The sequence below is a fragment of the Roseomonas sp. KE2513 genome, assembly GCF_016107305.1.
Lineage (GTDB): Bacteria > Pseudomonadota > Alphaproteobacteria > Acetobacterales > Acetobacteraceae > Roseomonas.
This window is the reverse complement of sequence record NZ_RCVR01000001.1, coordinates 314,349-331,437: the sequence shown is the minus strand read 5'-3', so window position 1 is coordinate 331,437 and position 17,089 is coordinate 314,349. Positions and strand designations below refer to the sequence as shown.

Sequence of the window (17,089 nt, the reverse complement as noted above, 5' to 3'; positions counted from 1 at the left end):
ACGAATCGCCCCCGGGTCCTTATGCATCACACACGGTCCCGGAGCCAATTGACTAAACGCGCGAAAACACCCCGCGATCCCTGCGTGCTGGGATCGAAGTCGAGCACCGGCCGCCCCTCGCCAGCGCCCCAGGCGATGAGGCCGAGGGTTGTTGCGAAACCGGGTGCATGGAAGGCGTCGGGCAGGCCGCGGATCCCCTGCGGACGGCCTAGCCGCACCCCCCGCGCGAGGATGCGGGTTGCCGCTTCCCGCATGCCGACGAGCTGGCTCGCGCCGCCCGTCAGCACCACCTGCTGGCCGGATTGCGGGCCGAGATTGGCGTCCGCCAGGCGGTCGCGGATCAGCTCCAGCGTCTCCTCCACCCGCGGGCGGATGATGGACATCATCTGAGCGCGCGGTACGCGGGCGAGAATCTCCCCATCCTCCCCGATGCGGGAGAGCGAGAGCATCTCGCGCTCGTCGTCGATCGAGCCGAACATGCTGCCGTGCATGGTCTTCAGGCGCTCCGCCTGGTCGATCGGCGTGCTCAGCCCGCGGGCGAGGTCGTTCGTCACCTGCCACCCGCCGACCGGAACCTGCGCGGTGTGCAGCAGCGCGCCCTCGTGCATGACGGCGAGCGAGGTCGTGCCGCCGCCCATGTCGATCACCGTCGCCCCCAACTCGCGCTCCTCCTCCGAAAGCGCGGAGAGGGCGGCGGCGAGGGGAGCGGAGACCGGCTCCTCCACCTCCAGGTCGCAGCGCGCGAGGCAGGTGCCGAGGTTGCGGAGCGAGGCCGAGGAGGCGTCCACGATGTGCAGCCGGGCGCCCAGGCTCTCGCAGATCATGCCGCGCGGGTCGGTCACGCCCGGCGTGGCGTCGAGGGTGAAGCTGAGCGGCAGGGCGTGCACGGCCTCGCGCCCTTCCTCCGCCATCCGGCGCTTTCCCTCGGCGATCACGGCGCGAAGGTCCGGCTCGGTCACGGCGCGGCCGCCGATCGTCCACTGGATGTTGTGCTGGCGGCTCTCGGGCTGCCCGCAGGAGAGATTGGCGATAACGCCGGACAGCTTGACGTCCGCCATCTCCTCCGCATTCGCCACCGCGGCCCGCACGGCGCGCTCGGCCTGGGCGAGATCGACGATATTGCCGCCCTTCACCCCGTGGGAGCGCTGCCAGCCATAGCCGAGCGCGCGCAGCCCGCCCTCGGGCTCCATGCGGACGATGATGCAGACGATCTTCGTGCTGCCGATGTCGAGCACGCCGAAGACGCCCGTCCGCGCCTTCGGGTGACGCGCGCGCTGCGGCGGCAGCTGCGGGCCGGAACCGGCGCCGTCGACCGGCCGGGAGAGGGCGTTCACCCGCTCCTCCCAGTGCGCGCGCGGGCGGCGGCGGGCGGCTGCTCCGGCGCGGAAGCTCCCCGCAACACGAGGCGGTCCGGCAGGCGGAGGTCCACCACCTGAAGCGGCCGGTCGAGGATCTGGTTCTGCCGCTGCAGCTCCGCCAGACGCTGCAGCGCGGCGTCCTCGTGGCCCTCCGGAAGCATCACGTCGGTGCCGCTATGCAGGCGAAGGTTCCAGCGCCGCTCCCCGATGCGCACCAGCGCCTGGGTGCGGGCCAGCAAGTCCGGCGCCCGCTTCAGCAGGTCGTAGAGCGGGGCGGCGGTTTTCTCCGCGCCGGCGCCCACGACGAGGGGCAGCGGGCCGAAGGCGTCCAGCCGATCGGTCGCGACGGTCCGCCCTTCGCGGTCGATGATCGCAAAGCGGCCGTTATTCTGCCAGATCGCGAAGGGCGCGCGCTCGCGCAGCCGCACCAGCACGAGGCCGGAGAGGTGACGCTGCACCTCCGCGCTCTCGATCCAGGCAATGGACTCCAGCCGTTCCTTGGCGGTCTGGGGAGCGAAGGCGAGGACGGGGTCGCCGGCGCGCACGCCGATCGCTTCGCGCAGCATGGCAGGCGCGGTGTTGCGCGCGCCCTCGATCCGCACCTCCGTCACCAGCAGCGCGCCCGCCCGCGCCGCAGCGCCGGAGGAGGCGCTGTCGAAGATCGCGGAGAGCTTGCTGGCGGGATCGAGGCTGGCGACACCCATGGCCGCTACGCCGAAGAGCCCGAGCAGCGCCGCCGCCTTGGCCGCCGGGCGCAGCATGGGCTTGCGCCGCCGAAGCCAGAGCCGCAGTGCGCTTGGCCGCTGCGGCTCCTTCGGTGCCGGCCTCGCCCGCACGCCTGCGGTCAGCTTACGCGGCATTGCGCAGCTCCTTCCCGCGGTCGCGCGCCGCGCCATCATGCCGCGCCTGCTGCACCATCCACGAACAGAGATCGGGGAATGAGATGCCGCAATACGCCGCCTGCTCCGGCACGAGGGAGGTGGGCGTCATGCCAGGCTGCGTGTTCACCTCCAGCAGCACAAGCCCCTCGGCGCCCGGGCGGCTGTCGTCCCAGCGGAAGTCGGAGCGTGAGACCCCGCGGCAGCCGAGTGCAGCATGAGCGGCGGCGGCAACCGCCATCGCCCGGTCCCGCACGGCGTCCGGCACCTGCGCGGGAATGACGTGGCGCGAGCCACCATCGGCGTACTTGGCGTCGTAATCGTAGAAGGCGTGCCCGGTCGCGATCTCCGTCACCGCCAGCGCCCGGTCCTCCATGACGGCGACCGTCAGCTCGCGGCCAGGGATATAGGGCTCCGCGATGATCTCGCCCCAGCTCCAGCCGGCCGCGATCTCCGAGCGACGGTTGTCGCCCTCCCGCAGGATGAAGACGCCGACCGAGGATCCCTCCCGCACGGGCTTGACCACGTAGGGCAGCGGCAACGGATCGGCCGCAGCCAGTTCCTCGGCCGCCAGCAGCCGGTGCATCGCGACCGGCAGGCCCGCCGCGGCAAAGGCCGCCTTGGCCGCCGCCTTGTCCATCGCGACCGCCGAGGCGCGAAGCCCGGAATGCGTGTAGGGGATGCCCATCCAGTCGAGCACGCCCTGGATCGAGCCGTCCTCACCGAAGCGGCCGTGGAGCGCGTTGAACACGGCGTCGGGCCGCGACGACGCGATCCCCGCGACGACGGCGCCGAGGTCCGGCCCCGGGTCGAGGGTCGTCACCTCGTAACCCGCCTCCCGCAACGCCGCCGCGATTTCCCGCCCGGAGGAGAGCGACACCTCGCGCTCGCTCGACAAGCCGCCCAGAAGAACCGTGACGCGCGTCATGCCCGCTCTCCGATGCGCCTGATCTCCCATTCCAGCCGCACGCCGGAATGGGCCAGCACGGCGGCCCGAACCGCCTCGCCGAGATCCTCGAGATCGGCGGCCGTGGCGTCGCCGGTGTTGAGGAGGAAGTTGCAGTGCTTCTCACTGACCTGCGCACCACCCAGCACGCGCCCGCGGTAGCCCGCCGCATCGATCAGCGCCCAGGCCTTGTGCCCGGGCGGGTTGGCGAAGGTGGAGCCGCCGGTCCGTGCCCGCACGGGCTGCGTCGCCTCGCGACTCTCGCGGATCTCGGCCATGCGCGCGGCGATCGCGCCCACATCGCCGGGCGCCGCATGGAAGCGCGCCCGCACCACCACGCCGCCGGGTGGAAGCTGCGAGCGGCGGTAGGAAAGGCGAAGATCGGCCGCACGCACCCGCAGCAGCCCATCGACCGTCGCGATCTCCGCCCAGTCCAGCACGCCCGCCACATCGGCCCCGTAGGCGCCGGCATTCATCGCCACCGCGCCTCCGATACTGCCCGGAATGCCCGAGAGAAACTCAAGCCCAGACAGCGAGGCCGCTGCCGCGTGCTCGGCCACGACGGCGTCCAGCGCCGCCGCGCCGGCCACGACACCGTCCGCCTCGACTTCGACATCCCCGAAGCCGCGCGCGAGGCGCAGCACGATGCCGCGCACGCCGCCATCGCGCACGATGAGGTTCGAGGCCGCCCCGATCACCGTGATCGGCAGTGTGGCACGTCGCAGCAGCCGCAGCAGGTCGTCCACGTCCGCCGGCCGCACGAGCCAGTCCGCCGCCCCGCCTACGCGGAACCACGTCGCCGGCCCCAAAGCAGCCCCTGCCTGCACACGGCCGCGCAGCGCGGGGAGGGGGGCTTCCGTCATGGCGACGGAGGCGCTCATGCCGCGCCCTTGATCCGACGCGGTCCGCCGCTCTTCGCCTGAAGTTCCGTCAGCTGAGCCGGCAGCGCGTGGGCCCAGGTGGTGATGTTCCCGGCACCGAGGCAGACCACGTAGTCGCCCGGCCGCGCGATGGCGTGCACCATTTCCGCCAAGTGGTCCGGCCCCGGCAGCGGCACGACGCTGCGATGGCCGTGGGCGCGCAGACCCTCGACCAGCGCGTCCTGGTCGCGCTCGGGGATCGGCTGCTCGCCCGCGGCATACACATCGGCCACGATGACGGTGCCCGCGTCGTTCATGCAGGTGCAGAACTCGTCGAAGAGCGCATCGAGGCGGGAGTAGCGGTGCGGCTGCACCACCGCGATGACGTCCCGCGCGCCCGCCTGTCGCGCCGCCTTCAGCACCGCCGCGATCTCGACGGGGTGATGGCCATAATCGTCGATGACGGTGATGCCGCCAGCCTCGCCCGCGCGGGTGAAGCGGCGCTTGACGCCCTTGAAGGTGGCCAGCGCCATGCGGATCGTCTCCTCCGGCACCTCCATCTCCACGCCGATGGCGATCGCCGCCAGCGCGTTCAGCACATTGTGCTGGCCGAGCATGGGCAGGCGGAAGGGCTTCAGCGCCCGGGAGCGCCGGTTCAGCCGGTCCTGCACCACCACCTCGAAGGTGGCGCCCATGCGGTCGGTGATGACGCGCTCGGCCCGGACATCCGCCTGGGGGGAGAAGCCGTAGGTGATCAGACGGCGATCGGACAGGCGCGGGATCATCGCCTGCACCTGCGGGTGGTCCGCGCAGAGCACCGCGAAGCCGTAGAAGGGGATGTTGCCGACGAACTGGGCGTAGCCCTCGTTCATGGAATCGGCCGTGCCCCAGTGATCGAGGTGCTCAGGGTCTATGTTGGTCACCACGGCAACCACGGCGGGCAGCTTGAGGAAGGAGCCGTCGCTCTCGTCGGCCTCCACCACCATCCACTCGCCGGCACCCAGCCGCGTGTTGGTGCCATAGGCGTTGACGATGCCGCCGTTGATCACGGTCGGGTCGATCTTCGCCGCCTCCAGCACGCAGGCGACGAGGCTGGTGGTGGTGGTCTTGCCATGGGTCCCGCCCACCGCGATCGACCACTTCAGCCGCATCAACTCGGCCAGCATCTCCGCGCGGCGGACCACCGGCAGGAAGCGCGCGCGGGCCGCCTGCACCTCCGGGTTGTCCTTCTTCACCGCCGAGGAGGTGACGACCACCTGGGCTGCGCCCAGGTTCTCCTCGGCGTGGCCGATCAGGACCGGGATTCCCGCTTCCCGCAGGCGGGTGACGTTGTAGCCCTCCGCGATATCGCTGCCCTGCACCTGGTAGCCGAGGTTGTGCAGCACCTCGGCAATGCCTGACATGCCGATGCCGCCGATACCCACGAAGTGGATAGGGCCGATATTGAGTGGAAGGGCGCGCATGTCAGGCTGCTTTCCCGAGGGGCGATCCGGACCCACCGCGAAGCGGCGATGCGACGTCGGCCAGTGAGAGGACCCGATCTGCCAATTTCTCGGCGGCATCGGCCCTGCCGAGAAGTGCCGCAGCACGGGCGGTGTCGTCCAGGGTTTCCGGCAGCAGAAGACAATTTTTCAGCGACACGGCAAGGGATTCGCCCGTGAAGCTGTCCTGGCGCATCAGTTCGGCCGCACCGTGCTCCGAAAGGGAACGGGCGTTCTCGGTCTGGTGGTCGTCGATCGCGTGCGGAAGCGGAACAAGAATGCTCGGCCGCCCCGCGCAGGCGAGCTCCGCGACGGTGGAGGCGCCGGCCCGCGCGATTACCAGATGCGCGACCGAGAGGCGCCGCGCCACGTCCTCGAAGAAGGGCGCCAGCTCCGCCTTCACGCCCGCCGCGGCATAGGCGGCCCGCACGCGCTCCAGGTCCTCCGCCCGGCACTGCTGCACCACCTCCACCCGCGCCCGCATCTCGTCCGGCAGGGAAGCGACAGCAGCGGGCACCACGTCGGAGAAGACCCGCGCCCCGAGCGAGCCGCCGAGCACCAGAAGCCGCATGGTCCCGACCGGCCCCGGATAGCCCTGCCCGTGCAGCGCCGCGATGGCCGGGCGCACCGGATTGCCCAGCACCTCCGCCCGCACGCCCGGGGGCACGCGCCGCGTTCCCTCAAAGCACAGCGCCAGCAGGTCCGCTCCGCGCGCCAGGCTCCGGTTCGCCCGGCCCAGCACCGCGTTCTGCTCGTGCAGTACCACTGCCGGCCGGCGCGAGGCCGGTAGGAAGCGGGCCGCGACCACCGGCGGCACGGAGGGATAGCCGCCAAAGCCGACGACAACGGAGGGGTTGAGGTCCAGGAGCAGCCGCCGTGCCTCCATCGCCCCACGCGCCAGCGCCAGCGCCCCGCGCGCCGCCCCCAGCACGCCGCGCCCCGCAAGGCCCGCGCCCGGCAGGGTGAAGCGCTCCGCATTGGTGAAAACCGCGCTGTTCAATGCGGAGGAGCGGGCGTCGGTCATCAACGCGACGCGCTCGCCCCGCGCGATCAGCGCGGCGGCGAGCGCCTCGGCTGGAAAGAAGTGCCCGCCGGTGCCGCCGGCGGCGATGACGACCGGCCGCGCCCCCGGGCCGCGCATCAGGTGGCGCCTTCCTCGGACCGGCTCATCCGCTTCCGGCTGAGCGCCAGCAGGAAGCCCATGCCGAGCGCGATGGCGATCACCGAGGACCCGCCGTAAGAGACGAAGGGCAGCGTCATCCCCTTCGTCGGGATCAGGTGGAGGGAGGAGGCCATGTTGATGAAGGCCTGCAGCCCGAACTGCGTCAGCAGCCCGGACGCCGCGAGGATCACGTAGAGGTCCGTCTCCGCCAGCAGCCGCATCAGCCCGCGCACCACCACGAAGGCAAAGAGCGCGAGGATGAGGAGGCAGATGATCAGCCCGAACTCCTCCCCCACCACGGCGAAGACGAAGTCCGCATGGGCGTCGGGCAGCACGGTCTTCATCCGGCCCTCGCCAGGGCCCACGCCCATCATCCCGCCGGCGCCAAAAGCCTCCAGCGCCACGTCCACCTGGTAGTTGTTGCCGTGCTCCGGGTAGAGGAAGCGGTTCATGCGGTCGTGAAAGTGCGGGAACAGGAAGTAGGCGCCGAATAGGGCCGCCACGCCGAACCCGCCGAGCACCGTGACCACCGCCATGTTGATCCCCGCCACGAAGACCTGCGCGAGGAAGACCGCGGTGATGACGAGCAGCATCCCGATGTCCGGCTGCCGCTGTAGCAGCAACGCGACGAAGCCGAAGAGTGCGACCACCAGCGCCCATGGCACCCAGGCCTTGCGCCCGGCCATCTTCGCCTCGGCAATCAGCCAGGCCGCAACCACCGCGAAGCAGGGCTTGAGGAACTCGGAGGGCTGAAGCGAACCGAACATCGGCACGTTCAGCCAGCGGCGGGCCCCCTTCACCTCGGCGCCGATCAGCAGCGTCGCAACGGTCAGCACCAGTGCGCCCGCGAAGCCGAGCAGCGCAAGCCGCTTCACCCCTTTCGGGCTCAGCAGCGAGACGGCGGCCATCACCGTCGTCGCCATCGCCAGGAACATCACCTGCTTGGCGAAGAACAGGTTGCGGGAGGAGGCACCGATGCGCTCCGCCACCGCCGGCGCGGCGGCCAGCACCATGAGGTAGCCGAAGCCGACCAGCGTCAGCAGCGCGGCGAGGGTCCAGCGATCAACGCTCCACCACCAGCGGCCCAGAGTGGAGGTATCGGCGCGCGACAGGGCCATCAGGCGGCCTCCGCTTCACGGTTGGAAAGGGCGGCGACGAGGGCGCGGAAGGCATCGCCCCGCGCCTCGAAGCTGCGGAACTGGTCGAAGGAGGCGCAGGCCGGCGAGAGCAGCACGGCGGGCGAGCCGGTGCGGCGCGCGGCCTCGAGCGCGGCCGGCACCGCGGCCTCCAGCGTGCCGAGGATGCGGTGCGGCACGCCGTGCGCGGAAAGCGTCGCGGCGAACTCCTCCGCCGCCTGCCCGATCAGCAGCGCCTCCGCGATGCGGGGGAAATATGGGGCGAGCGGCTCGATCCCACCCGCTTTCGGCACCCCGCCTGCGATCCAGACCAGCCGCTCGTGGCAGGCCAGCGCATAAGCCGCGCTGTCCGCGTTTGTCGCCTTGCTGTCGTTGAGGAAGGCGACGCCGCCGACCGAGCCGACCCTCTCCTGCCGGTGCGGCAGGCCGGGATAGGTCAGCAGCGCATTCGCGACCGTCGCGCGATCAATGCCGAGGGCGAAGGCGAGCGCCGCCGCCGCCGCCGCATTCTGCGCGTTGTGGATGCCGGGCAGGGAAGGGGCCTCGGAGAGGTCGGCGATCACCCCGGCATCGTCCCGCAGCAGCGTGCTCTGCGCCCAGACGCCGCCCTTCTGCGGCGCGCTACCGGAGATCGGCACCACCCGCGCGCCGTGTGGCACGGCCGGCGTCAGCGGATCGTCCATCCCGAGCACCGAGACGGCGTTGCCTGCCAGCACCCGCGCTTTCGCCGCCGCATAGCCCGCCATGTCCCCATGCCGGTCGAGATGGTCCGGCGAGAGGTTCAGCAGCGCGCCGAGATCGAACCGCGTCTCGTCCAGCCGCTCCGCCGAATAGGAGGACATCTCGAGGATATAGACGCCCTCGTCCCCCAGCACCGGCATGTCGAGCGCCGGCGGGCCGAGATTGCCGCCCGTCGCCACCACCATCCCCGCCGCACGGGCAATGTGGTCCAGCAGCGCCGTTGTCGTGGACTTCCCGTTCGTGCCGGTGATTCCCACGAAGCGCGCCCGGCTGCCCGCCGCCCGCACGGCGCGAAACAGGAACTCCACGTCACAGAGCACCGCCGCGCCAACGGCCTCGGCCCGCTGCGCCAGCGGATGCGCCCTGGGCCTGCGATGCGGGATCCCCGGCGAGATGAGCAGGATATCGAAGCCGTCGGGCTGGCCGATCGCGATCCCCGCTGTCGCCGCCGCAGCCCGCGCCGCCTCGCCGTCGTCCCAGGCCGTGACCTCGGCACCCCAATCGCGCAGCCGGCGCGCCGCCGGCATCCCCGCCCGGCCCAGGCCGAGGACCGCGATCCGGAGGCCGGCGAAGGGCTGCATCCCGCTCACCGGATCTTCAGGGTGGAAAGGCCGATCAGCGCCAGGATCATCGAGATGATCCAGAAGCGGATCACGATGGTCGGCTCCGACCAGCCCTTCTTCTCGTAGTGATGGTGCAGCGGCGCCATCAGGAAGACCCGCCGCCCCGTGCGCTTGAACCAGAAGACCTGGATGACGACCGAGAGCGTCTCCACCACGAAGAGACCACCGACGATGGCCAGCACCACCTCGTGCTTCGTGGCCACGGCCACGGCGCCCAGCGCGCCGCCGAGCGCGAGGCTGCCCGTATCCCCCATGAACACCGCCGCCGGCGGCGCGTTGAACCAGAGGAAGCCCAGCCCCGCACCGATCAGCGCCGAGCAGAATACCGCCAGCTCGCCCGTGCCCGGCACGAAATGGAGCTGCAGGTACTCGGAAAAGACGCGGTTGCCGACGAGATAAGCAATCAGCGCGAAGACGCCCGCCGCGATCATCACCGGGACAATGGCCAGCCCGTCCAGCCCATCCGTCAGGTTCACGGCGTTGGAGGCGCCGACCATCACCAGCATGCCCACCAGCGGGAAGAAGATGCTGAAGGGGATCAGCAGCTCTTTGAAAACCGGGACCGTGAGGCTCTGGTTCAGCTCCGGCGGCACGAGATAGAGGATGACCAGCGCCACGATCAGCGCCAGGCCGAACTGCACTACCAGCTTGCCCCGTGCGGAGACGCCTTTCGTGTTCCGCTTCGTCACCTTCAGCCAGTCGTCGGCGAAGCCCAGCAGCCCGAAGCCGAGCGTCAGCACCAGCACGGCCCAGACCATGCCGTTGCGCAGATCCGCCCAGAGGAGGGTGGAGACGGTCAGCGCCATGAGGATCAGCACGCCACCCATGGTGGGCGTGCCCTTCTTCTCGATGAGGTGCCGCTCCGGCCCATCGGCGCGGATCGGCTGGCCGCCACGCTGGAAGCCACGCAGCCCGCGAATGACCATCGGCCCGAACACCAGCGAGACGACCAGCGCCGTCAGGCAGGCCGCGCCCGCCCGGAAGGTGAGATAGCGGAAGAGGTTGAAGATGATGAAGTCGCCGGGCGTGGCGAGAAGCGCGGGAATCATGCCGCCTCTCCCCGTCCCTCGACGCCCTGCGCCTTGATCGCCCGCACCACCGCCGCCATCCGGCTGCCGAGCGATCCCTTCACCAGCACCGCATCGCCGGCCCGCAGTGCCTCGGCCACGATCGGCGCCAGCGCCGCGCTGTCCGCCGCGTGCGCCCCGCGCTGCCCGGCAGGCAGCGCCGCGTGCAGCGCCGCCATCTGCGGCCCGCAGGTGAAGACGAGGTCGGCGCTCGCCGCCGCCTCTCCTGCCAGCGCCGCGTGCATCGCGACGCCCTCATCCCCCAGTTCCAGCATGTCGCCCATCACGGCAATCCGCCGCTTCCCTTCCTGAGCCGCCAGGACGGCAAGGGCCGCACGCATGGAGGTCGTATTGGCATTGTAGGATTCGTCGAGCAGCAGGGCCGCCCCGCCGGAAAGGGGGATGGAAACCCTTGCCCCCCGCCCGGCCAGAGCGGCGAAGCCCGTCAGCCCTTCCGCGAAGCGCCGGGATTCGACCCCCAGCGCCCGCGCCGCGGCCATGGCCGCGACCGCGTTGAGCGCCATGTGCCGGCCCGGCACGGCCAGCGCAACCTCGATTTCGTCACCTCCGAGCGCGACGCGGAAGCGTTGCCGGTCCGCCTCACCAGCCCAGCCGACAAGTCGTGCCTCGGCTCGCTCGCCCTCGCCGAAAAGCACGGCCCGCACCCCCGCCGCGGCCGCGCGCCGCTGCAGAAGCTCGGCCTGCGTGCCCTCCGCGGGCAGCACGGCCACACCGCCGGGCTCCAGCCCCTCCAGGATATCCGCCTTCTCCTCGGCGATCGCCTCGAGCGAGCCGAGGCGGCCAAGATGGGCCGGGGCGATCACCGTGACCACAGCGACGTGCGGCTTAGCGAGCCGGGCCAGTGGCGCGATCTCGCCCCGCGTGTTCATCCCGATCTCGACCACGCCGAAATCGACCCTCACCGGCATCCGCGCCAGCGTCAGCGGCACGCCCCAGTGGTTGTTGTAGCTCGCCGCCGCCGCGTGCACGCGCCCCGCCGCCGAAAGCCCCGCGGCCAGCATTTCCTTCGTGCTCGTCTTGCCGACGCTCCCCGTCACGGCCACGATCCCGGCGGAGGAGCGCGCGCGCCCCGCCGCACCCAGCGCGGTCAGCCCCGCCAGCGTATCCGCCACGCGCAGCAGCGGCGCGCCCTCGACCTCATGGTCCACCATCGCGCAGCCCGCGCCGCGACGGAGCGCATCTGCAACGAATTCGTGCCCGTCACGCGCGTCGCGGAGCGCGATGAACAGCTCCCCCGCGCCCACAGCCCGGCTGTCGATCGAGACGCCGGAGACGGTGACGCCCTCCGGCACCTCGCCCCCCGTCGCCGCCTGCAGGGAGGCGGAATCCCAAAGGGGCGTGCTCACGCGGGCAGCCCCGCCAGGCGCCGCACCACCGCCACGTCATCGAAGGGATGCGTCACGCCGCCGATCGTCTGCCCGCTCTCATGCCCCTTGCCGGCGACGGCCAGCACGTCGCCCGGCCCCAGCGCGGCCATCGCCTCGGCGATCGCCGCCTCTCGCCCACCGATCTCGACGCCGCCCGGGCAGGCCGCGAGCACGGCGGCGCGGATGGCGGCCGGGTCCTCGCTGCGGGGATTGTCGTCCGTCACCACAACCCGGTCCGCGAGCGCCGCGCAGGCCGCGCCCATCAGGGGCCGCTTGCCGGGATCGCGATCTCCACCGGCACCGAACACCACGTGCAGCCGCGCCGCGTGCGGCCGCAGCGCCGCCAGCAGCCGCTCCAGCGCGTCCGGCGTATGCGCGTAATCGACATAGACAGCCGCCCCGTTCGGCAGCCGCGCCGCCAACTCCATCCGCCCGCGCACGCCGGAAAGCCGGGGCAGGGCGGCGAGCACCCGGTCCGCGGGCGTGCCGGTGGCCACCGCCAGCGCCGCCGCGACGAGTACATTGTCCGCCTGGTAGCGCCCGACGAGCGGCAGCCGCACTACCTCCCGCCGGCCGAAGAGGGAGAGTTCGATCTCCTGCCCCTCCGGAAGCGGCGCGTGGCGCAGCAGCCGAGCATCCTCCCCCGCCGCGCCCACCGTCAGCAGCCGCAGCCGGCGCGCGGCGGCGATGGACTGAAGGGCGGTCAGCGTTGCCGCGTCCATGTCCGCGTTCACCACCGCGGGGCGCCCGGCCTCCAGCAGCGTGTCGAACAGGCGGAGCTTGGCGGCGCGATAACCTTCGATGGTCCCGTGGTAGTCGAGGTGGTCCCGCGTGAGATTGGAGAAGCCGGCACCCGCCAGCACCACCCCGTCCAACCGCCGCTGCTCCAGCCCGTGGGATGAGGCCTCCATCGCCGCGTGCGTCACCCCGGCCCGCGCGATGGCCGCCAGCGTGGCGTGGAGCGAGACCGGGTCGGGCGTGGTCAGCGAGGGCCCTTGCGGGAACCCCTCCGCCACCAGCCCGAGCGTGCCCATCGATGCCGCGCGCGCGCCGCCATCCGACCAGATCTGGCGCAGGAAATCCGCCGTGCTCGTCTTCCCGTTCGTGCCGGTCACGGCCACCACGGTGCCGGGCTGCGCGCCGTGGAAGCGCGCGGCCATCTGCGCCAACGCCCGGCGCGGGTCCGGTGCCGTCATCAGCGCCCGCGGCGGCACGCCCGGCGGCCACTCCGTCCCCTCGGGCGCGAGGACCGCGATGGCCCCGCGCCGCACCGCGTCCGCGATGTGCTCCCGCCCGTCCGTCCGCGCGCCCGGCAGCGCCGCGAAAAGCGAGCCCGGCATTACCTGCCGGCTATCGGCCGTCAGCCCCGTGATCTCCGGCCGTCCCTCATACCGTGCGGCGATGGGATCGAGCGGAGACATCAGTTCATCGAGCCTCATCGTCCGCCGGCCCGGTGGCCCCGCTGGCTGCCGCATCCAGCGTCGCCGCCTGCGCCGCCATGGTGAAGCGGATGCGGCTCACCGTCTGTTCCTGCAGCAGCTCCGTCACGCGCATCGGCACGGGCGGCGCCAGCGCCGGCGTGGTCGGGGTTGGCTGCGGCGTCGCGGGGCGCGGCGAAACGGCCGGGGTCGGCGCCGGGCGGGCCGTCGCGGCTGGGGCGCCGGGGCGCGCGGCGGGGGCGGCGGTCGCACTCGGCGGGCGGGCCGGCGCGCGGCCCGGCTGCAGGCCGATGCTGATTGCCTGCACGATAGAGGGCTCGGTCGGGTTCTCCGGCACCAGCCCGAGAACCGGCGCGATCCGCGAGATCACGGCGCCCGCGGCCGGCGCCGCCACCCAGCCCGCCGTCGCGTAGCCATGGCTGCGCGCGTTCGGGTTCGGTTCGTCCACCATCACGTAGATGGCGTAGCGCGGCGCGTTCATCGGGAAGGCACCGACGAAGGCGGCGATGCGCTTGTTCGGCAGATAGCCGCCGCGCGGCCCGGTCTTCTGCGCCGTGCCCGTCTTGCCGCCGACAAAATAGCCGGCGACGTCGGCGCCCTTGCCCGAGCCGTCGGTCACGACCAGCCGCATCAGCCGGCGCATCGTCTCCGAGGTGCGCTCGCTGATCACGCGCGTGCCCTCGCGCACGGTGCCGGGCGGCTGCGCGAGCAGCGTCGGCTGGCGAAGGATGCCGCCGTTGGCCACTGCCGAGATGCCAGTCGCGACGTGCAGCGGCGTGACGGAGATGCCGTGACCGAAGGAGATCGTCATCATGTTGATCTCGCGCCAGCCACTCGCCGGCGGCACCAGCGGCAGCGCGGTCTCCGTGATCTCGATCCCCTGGCGGGACAGCATGCCCATGCGCTGCATGAACTCGCGCTGCCGGGTGGGGCCGAAGCCCTGCGCCATGTGCGCGGCGCCAAGGTTGGAGGAGTAGGCCAGCACCTCGGGGAAGCTAAGCCAGCGCCCCTTGCCCTTGTAGTCGCTGATGGTGAACCGGCCATAGCGGATCGGGGAGGAGGCGTTGAAGCTGCTCGTGTTGACGTTGGCCGTGCCGTATTCCAGCGCGGCGGCGGCCGTCAGCAGCTTGAAGGTCGAGCCCGGCTCGTAGGTGCCGACCGTCACGCGGTTGAAGCGCTGCTCCGGCGTCGCCGCCCCGATATCCCCCGCGTCGTAGTCGGGCAGGGACACCATGGCGATCACCTCGCCGGTGTTGATGTCGAGCACCACGCCCGCGCCGCCGATGCCCGTATAGTCGTCGATCGCCTTCGCCACGGCATCTCGCAGCGCGAGCTGCACGCGAATGTCGATCGAGGTCCGCAGCGGGTCGTGCGGGCGGTGGCGCAGCCGTTCGTCGTGGTAGCGCTCCATGCCCGAGAGGCCCGAGCCGTCCACGTCCACGTTGCCGAGCACGTGCACGGCGGCGCGGCCCTGCGGGTAGTAGCGCCGCTCGCCCTCTTCGAAGTGCAGCCCGGCGATGCCGAGGTCGTTGACCGCCTGCTTTTCCCGCGGCGTCAGCGCGCGCGCGAGGTAGGAGAACTGCCGCTGCCCCGAGAGCCGCTCCACCAGCCGGCCGCGGTCGAGCTGCGGCAGCACGCGGGAGAGCCGCGCCGCCACCTCCGCCGGATTGTCGATTTGCCGCGGATTCGCGTAGAGCGCCGTCACCGGCAGCGAGACCGCGAGGATCTCCCCGTTGCGGTCGGTGATCGAGGCGCGGCCGGTCACGGGATCGGGCAGGGGCACGCTCGCCATCTCGCGCGCCGCCATCCGCCGCGGCTCGCGCGGGTCGATCACGGTCGCGATTGAGAGCTTCAGCGCGACGGCGCCGAAAAGCAGCCCGAATCCGGCTGCCGCCAGCACCAGCCGCCCGCGGCTCCGCTCCAGCACGGCGCGCCGGGCGAGGTCGGGCTGGCCGGTGCGCGCGGCCAGCCGGGGATCGCCCACGCGCGTCGCCCGCACGGGCTCGCGCAGGCTGTAGCCGAGGGCGGCATTGGGATCGGGCGCGGGGGTGCTCACCGCCGGCGATCCAGCGTCGCGGCGCTCGCGCTCGCCACCGGCACGGGCGGCGAGAGGCGCGCGGCACCATAGGCGGCGCCGAGCGCGGAGGCCGCCTCGGGCGAGCGCGCCGAATCGCTCCCAGCCTGGCCGGGCGGGCGCATGTGCAGGGCGGTGCGCAGCAGCGCGGCCGGCTGCGGCGGCGCGGAAAGGTTCATCCCCCGGTCCACTTCGCGCTCGGTGAGGCGGATGTCGGGCTGGCGCGCGGGCGTCGCGAGCGCGCGGGGCGCCTTCGCCTCGGCGGGGCGGGCCTCAGGTGCCCGCGGCTCGGAGGCGCGCAGATCCGGCGCGCGGACCGGCTCAGGCAGACGTGGCGCCGCAACCGACGGCTGGCGCGGCGGAAGCGGGGCAGGCAGCCCCACGCGCTCCACCGCCGTGCCCCGCTCGGGGGAGGGTGCCGGGCGCACCACGGCGATGGCGGCGCGCTCGACCGTGGCCGTGCGCTCCGGCGACCTCTCCTGCGCCGCGCGGGCGGTAGCGACCTGCACGCTCCGCGACCCAACAGGGGCTGCCTGCGCGGCCGGCGTCACGGCGGCCTGCGCCACGCGGGCCGCGGCGTTCGCCGCCGCCGCCAGCGCCGCCGCGACCGGCGCCACATTGACCGCGGCCGGCGCAGAGGCGACCGCCGAGGCCGCCTCGGGCGTCTCGTCCGCCCGCGCCACGGCCGGTCCGTTCGCGAAGAGGCTGGGCGCGCCCGCGAAGGCGATGGCAGGCGGCAGGCGCCGCTCCAGGTCGGCGGGCCGCACGAACTGCGCTGTCTCCATCACGCCCAGCGGCAGGTTACGGACGGCGGCAGCCCGCAGCCGCTCCGGCTCGTTCAGCAGCGCCCATTCGGCGCGCAGCACGGCCGTGCGCTCCCGCGCCAACTCGGTCTGCTTTACCGTCTCGCGCAGCGTGCGCTCAAGCTGGGAGACCTCGTGCTTCACCCCGTAGAGGTGCAGCCCCGCCCCCGCGGCAGCCATGAGCGAGAGGAAGGTGAGCGGGCGGATCATGCGGCGGCACGCCTCTCGATAGCGCGCAGCCGGGCCGACCGCGCGCGTGGATTCGTCTGTGACTCTGCCACGGAAGGCCGCAGAGCAGTGCCCGTCAGAAGGCGAAATTCCGCCCTCTTTCCGGAGGTTACGAGGGTTGACGGATCGAATCGCGAGGCGCCCGGGCTCCGTCCCGCCGCGTCTCGCATGAAGCGCTTCACGATGCGATCCTCCAGCGAGTGGAAAGACACCACCACGAGCCTTCCGCCGGGCGCGAGCAGCCGCGTGGCGGCTTCCAGCCCGCGCTCCACTTCGCCCAGCTCATCGTTCACGCGCAGCCGCAGCGCCTGGAAGGAGCGCGTGGCGCTGTCCATGCCGGAAGGATCGCGCGGCATCACCTGATGGATAGCGCTGGCAAGCTGCATCGTCGTCTCGAAGGGCGCGTCGCCCCGGGCCGCCACGATCTTGCGCGCGATGCGCCGGGAGTAGCGCTCCTCGCCGAGTTCCCAGAGCAGATCGGCCAACTCACGCTCGGGCAGGGTGTTCACCAGCTCCGCCGCCGTCGGACCCTTGCCCTCCATCCGCATGTCGAGCGGCCCGTCCGCGCGCAGCGAGAAGCCGCGCTCCGGCTCGTCGATCTGGTAGGAGGACACGCCGAGATCGAGCACCACGCCATTCAGCGTCTCGACGCCCCGCGCGGCCATGAGGGAGAGCATGTCGCCGAATCGGCCCTCCACCAGGTGCAGCCGGCCCGGGAAGCGCGCCGCCAGCACGGCGCCGCGCGCGATCGCGGCGGGGTCGCGGTCCACGGCGTAGAGGGTGCAGTCAGCCGTGGAGAGAATCGCGTTCGCGTAGCCGCCACCGCCGAAGGTGCCGTCGAGAAGGGTGGCGCCGTCGCAAGGGGCGAGCGTCTCCAGCACCTCGGCCAGCATCACCGGCACGTG

At 72.3% G+C, this 17,089-nt stretch carries 14 protein-coding genes; all 14 read right to left on the bottom strand.

What is annotated here, in order from left to right:
- Window positions 1-26 precede the first annotated feature (26 nt).
- The 14 genes from ftsA to rsmH are packed head-to-tail and all read right to left on the bottom strand — an operon-like array spanning window position 27 to window position 17,077.
- Window positions 27-1,334, bottom strand: a complete 1,308-nt coding sequence (gene ftsA / locus D9599_RS01605) for a cell division protein FtsA (RefSeq protein ID WP_198379439.1) — start codon at window positions 1,332-1,334, stop codon at window positions 27-29.
- A complete protein-coding gene (locus D9599_RS01600) occupies window positions 1,331-2,218 on the bottom strand; it encodes a cell division protein FtsQ/DivIB (protein ID WP_198379438.1) in 888 nt (295 codons plus the stop codon). Before D9599_RS01600 ends, ftsA begins: the two co-directional genes overlap by 4 nt.
- Window positions 2,208-3,164: a D-alanine--D-alanine ligase gene (locus tag D9599_RS01595; RefSeq protein WP_198379437.1), complete on the bottom strand. Its 957-nt coding sequence runs from the start codon at window positions 3,162-3,164 to the stop codon at window positions 2,208-2,210. The genes D9599_RS01600 and D9599_RS01595 overlap by 11 nt, the downstream gene beginning before the upstream one ends.
- A complete protein-coding gene (gene murB / locus D9599_RS01590) occupies window positions 3,161-4,063 on the bottom strand; it encodes a UDP-N-acetylmuramate dehydrogenase (RefSeq protein ID WP_198379436.1) in 903 nt (300 codons plus the stop codon). Before murB ends, D9599_RS01595 begins: the two co-directional genes overlap by 4 nt.
- A complete protein-coding gene (gene murC, locus D9599_RS01585) occupies window positions 4,060-5,505 on the bottom strand; it encodes a UDP-N-acetylmuramate--L-alanine ligase (RefSeq protein ID WP_198379435.1) in 1,446 nt (481 codons plus the stop codon). The genes murB and murC overlap by 4 nt, the downstream gene beginning before the upstream one ends.
- 1 nt (window position 5,506) lies before the next feature.
- Complete coding sequence (gene murG / locus D9599_RS01580) at window positions 5,507-6,664, bottom strand: undecaprenyldiphospho-muramoylpentapeptide beta-N-acetylglucosaminyltransferase (protein ID WP_198379434.1); 1,158 nt, start codon at window positions 6,662-6,664, stop codon at window positions 5,507-5,509.
- A complete protein-coding gene (locus D9599_RS01575; RefSeq protein ID WP_375373025.1) occupies window positions 6,664-7,806 on the bottom strand; it encodes an FtsW/RodA/SpoVE family cell cycle protein in 1,143 nt (380 codons plus the stop codon). Before D9599_RS01575 ends, murG begins: the two co-directional genes overlap by 1 nt.
- Window positions 7,803-9,143 (bottom strand): UDP-N-acetylmuramoyl-L-alanine--D-glutamate ligase, encoded by a 1,341-nt coding sequence (murD, locus tag D9599_RS01570; RefSeq protein WP_198379586.1) that lies wholly within the window; start codon window positions 9,141-9,143, stop codon window positions 7,803-7,805. Before murD ends, D9599_RS01575 begins: the two co-directional genes overlap by 4 nt.
- 5 nt (window positions 9,144-9,148) lie before the next feature.
- Window positions 9,149-10,234, bottom strand: a complete 1,086-nt coding sequence (gene mraY, locus D9599_RS01565) for a phospho-N-acetylmuramoyl-pentapeptide-transferase (RefSeq protein WP_198379432.1) — start codon at window positions 10,232-10,234, stop codon at window positions 9,149-9,151.
- Entirely contained in the window at window positions 10,231-11,619 is a 1,389-nt protein-coding gene (gene murF, locus D9599_RS01560) for a UDP-N-acetylmuramoyl-tripeptide--D-alanyl-D-alanine ligase (protein ID WP_198379431.1), read from the bottom strand. The genes mraY and murF overlap by 4 nt, the downstream gene beginning before the upstream one ends.
- A complete protein-coding gene (locus tag D9599_RS01555; RefSeq protein ID WP_198379430.1) occupies window positions 11,616-13,079 on the bottom strand; it encodes a UDP-N-acetylmuramoyl-L-alanyl-D-glutamate--2,6-diaminopimelate ligase in 1,464 nt (487 codons plus the stop codon). Before D9599_RS01555 ends, murF begins: the two co-directional genes overlap by 4 nt.
- Window positions 13,066-15,135, bottom strand: a complete 2,070-nt coding sequence (locus tag D9599_RS01550; protein ID WP_198379429.1) for a penicillin-binding protein 2 — start codon at window positions 15,133-15,135, stop codon at window positions 13,066-13,068. The genes D9599_RS01555 and D9599_RS01550 overlap by 14 nt, the downstream gene beginning before the upstream one ends.
- A complete protein-coding gene (locus D9599_RS01545) occupies window positions 15,132-16,166 on the bottom strand; it encodes a hypothetical protein (RefSeq protein ID WP_198379428.1) in 1,035 nt (344 codons plus the stop codon). The genes D9599_RS01550 and D9599_RS01545 overlap by 4 nt, the downstream gene beginning before the upstream one ends.
- Window positions 16,163-17,077, bottom strand: coding sequence for a 16S rRNA (cytosine(1402)-N(4))-methyltransferase RsmH (gene rsmH / locus D9599_RS01540; protein ID WP_198379585.1), 915 nt, complete (start codon window positions 17,075-17,077; stop codon window positions 16,163-16,165). The genes D9599_RS01545 and rsmH overlap by 4 nt, the downstream gene beginning before the upstream one ends.
- Between the last annotated feature and the right edge of the window lie 12 nt (window positions 17,078-17,089).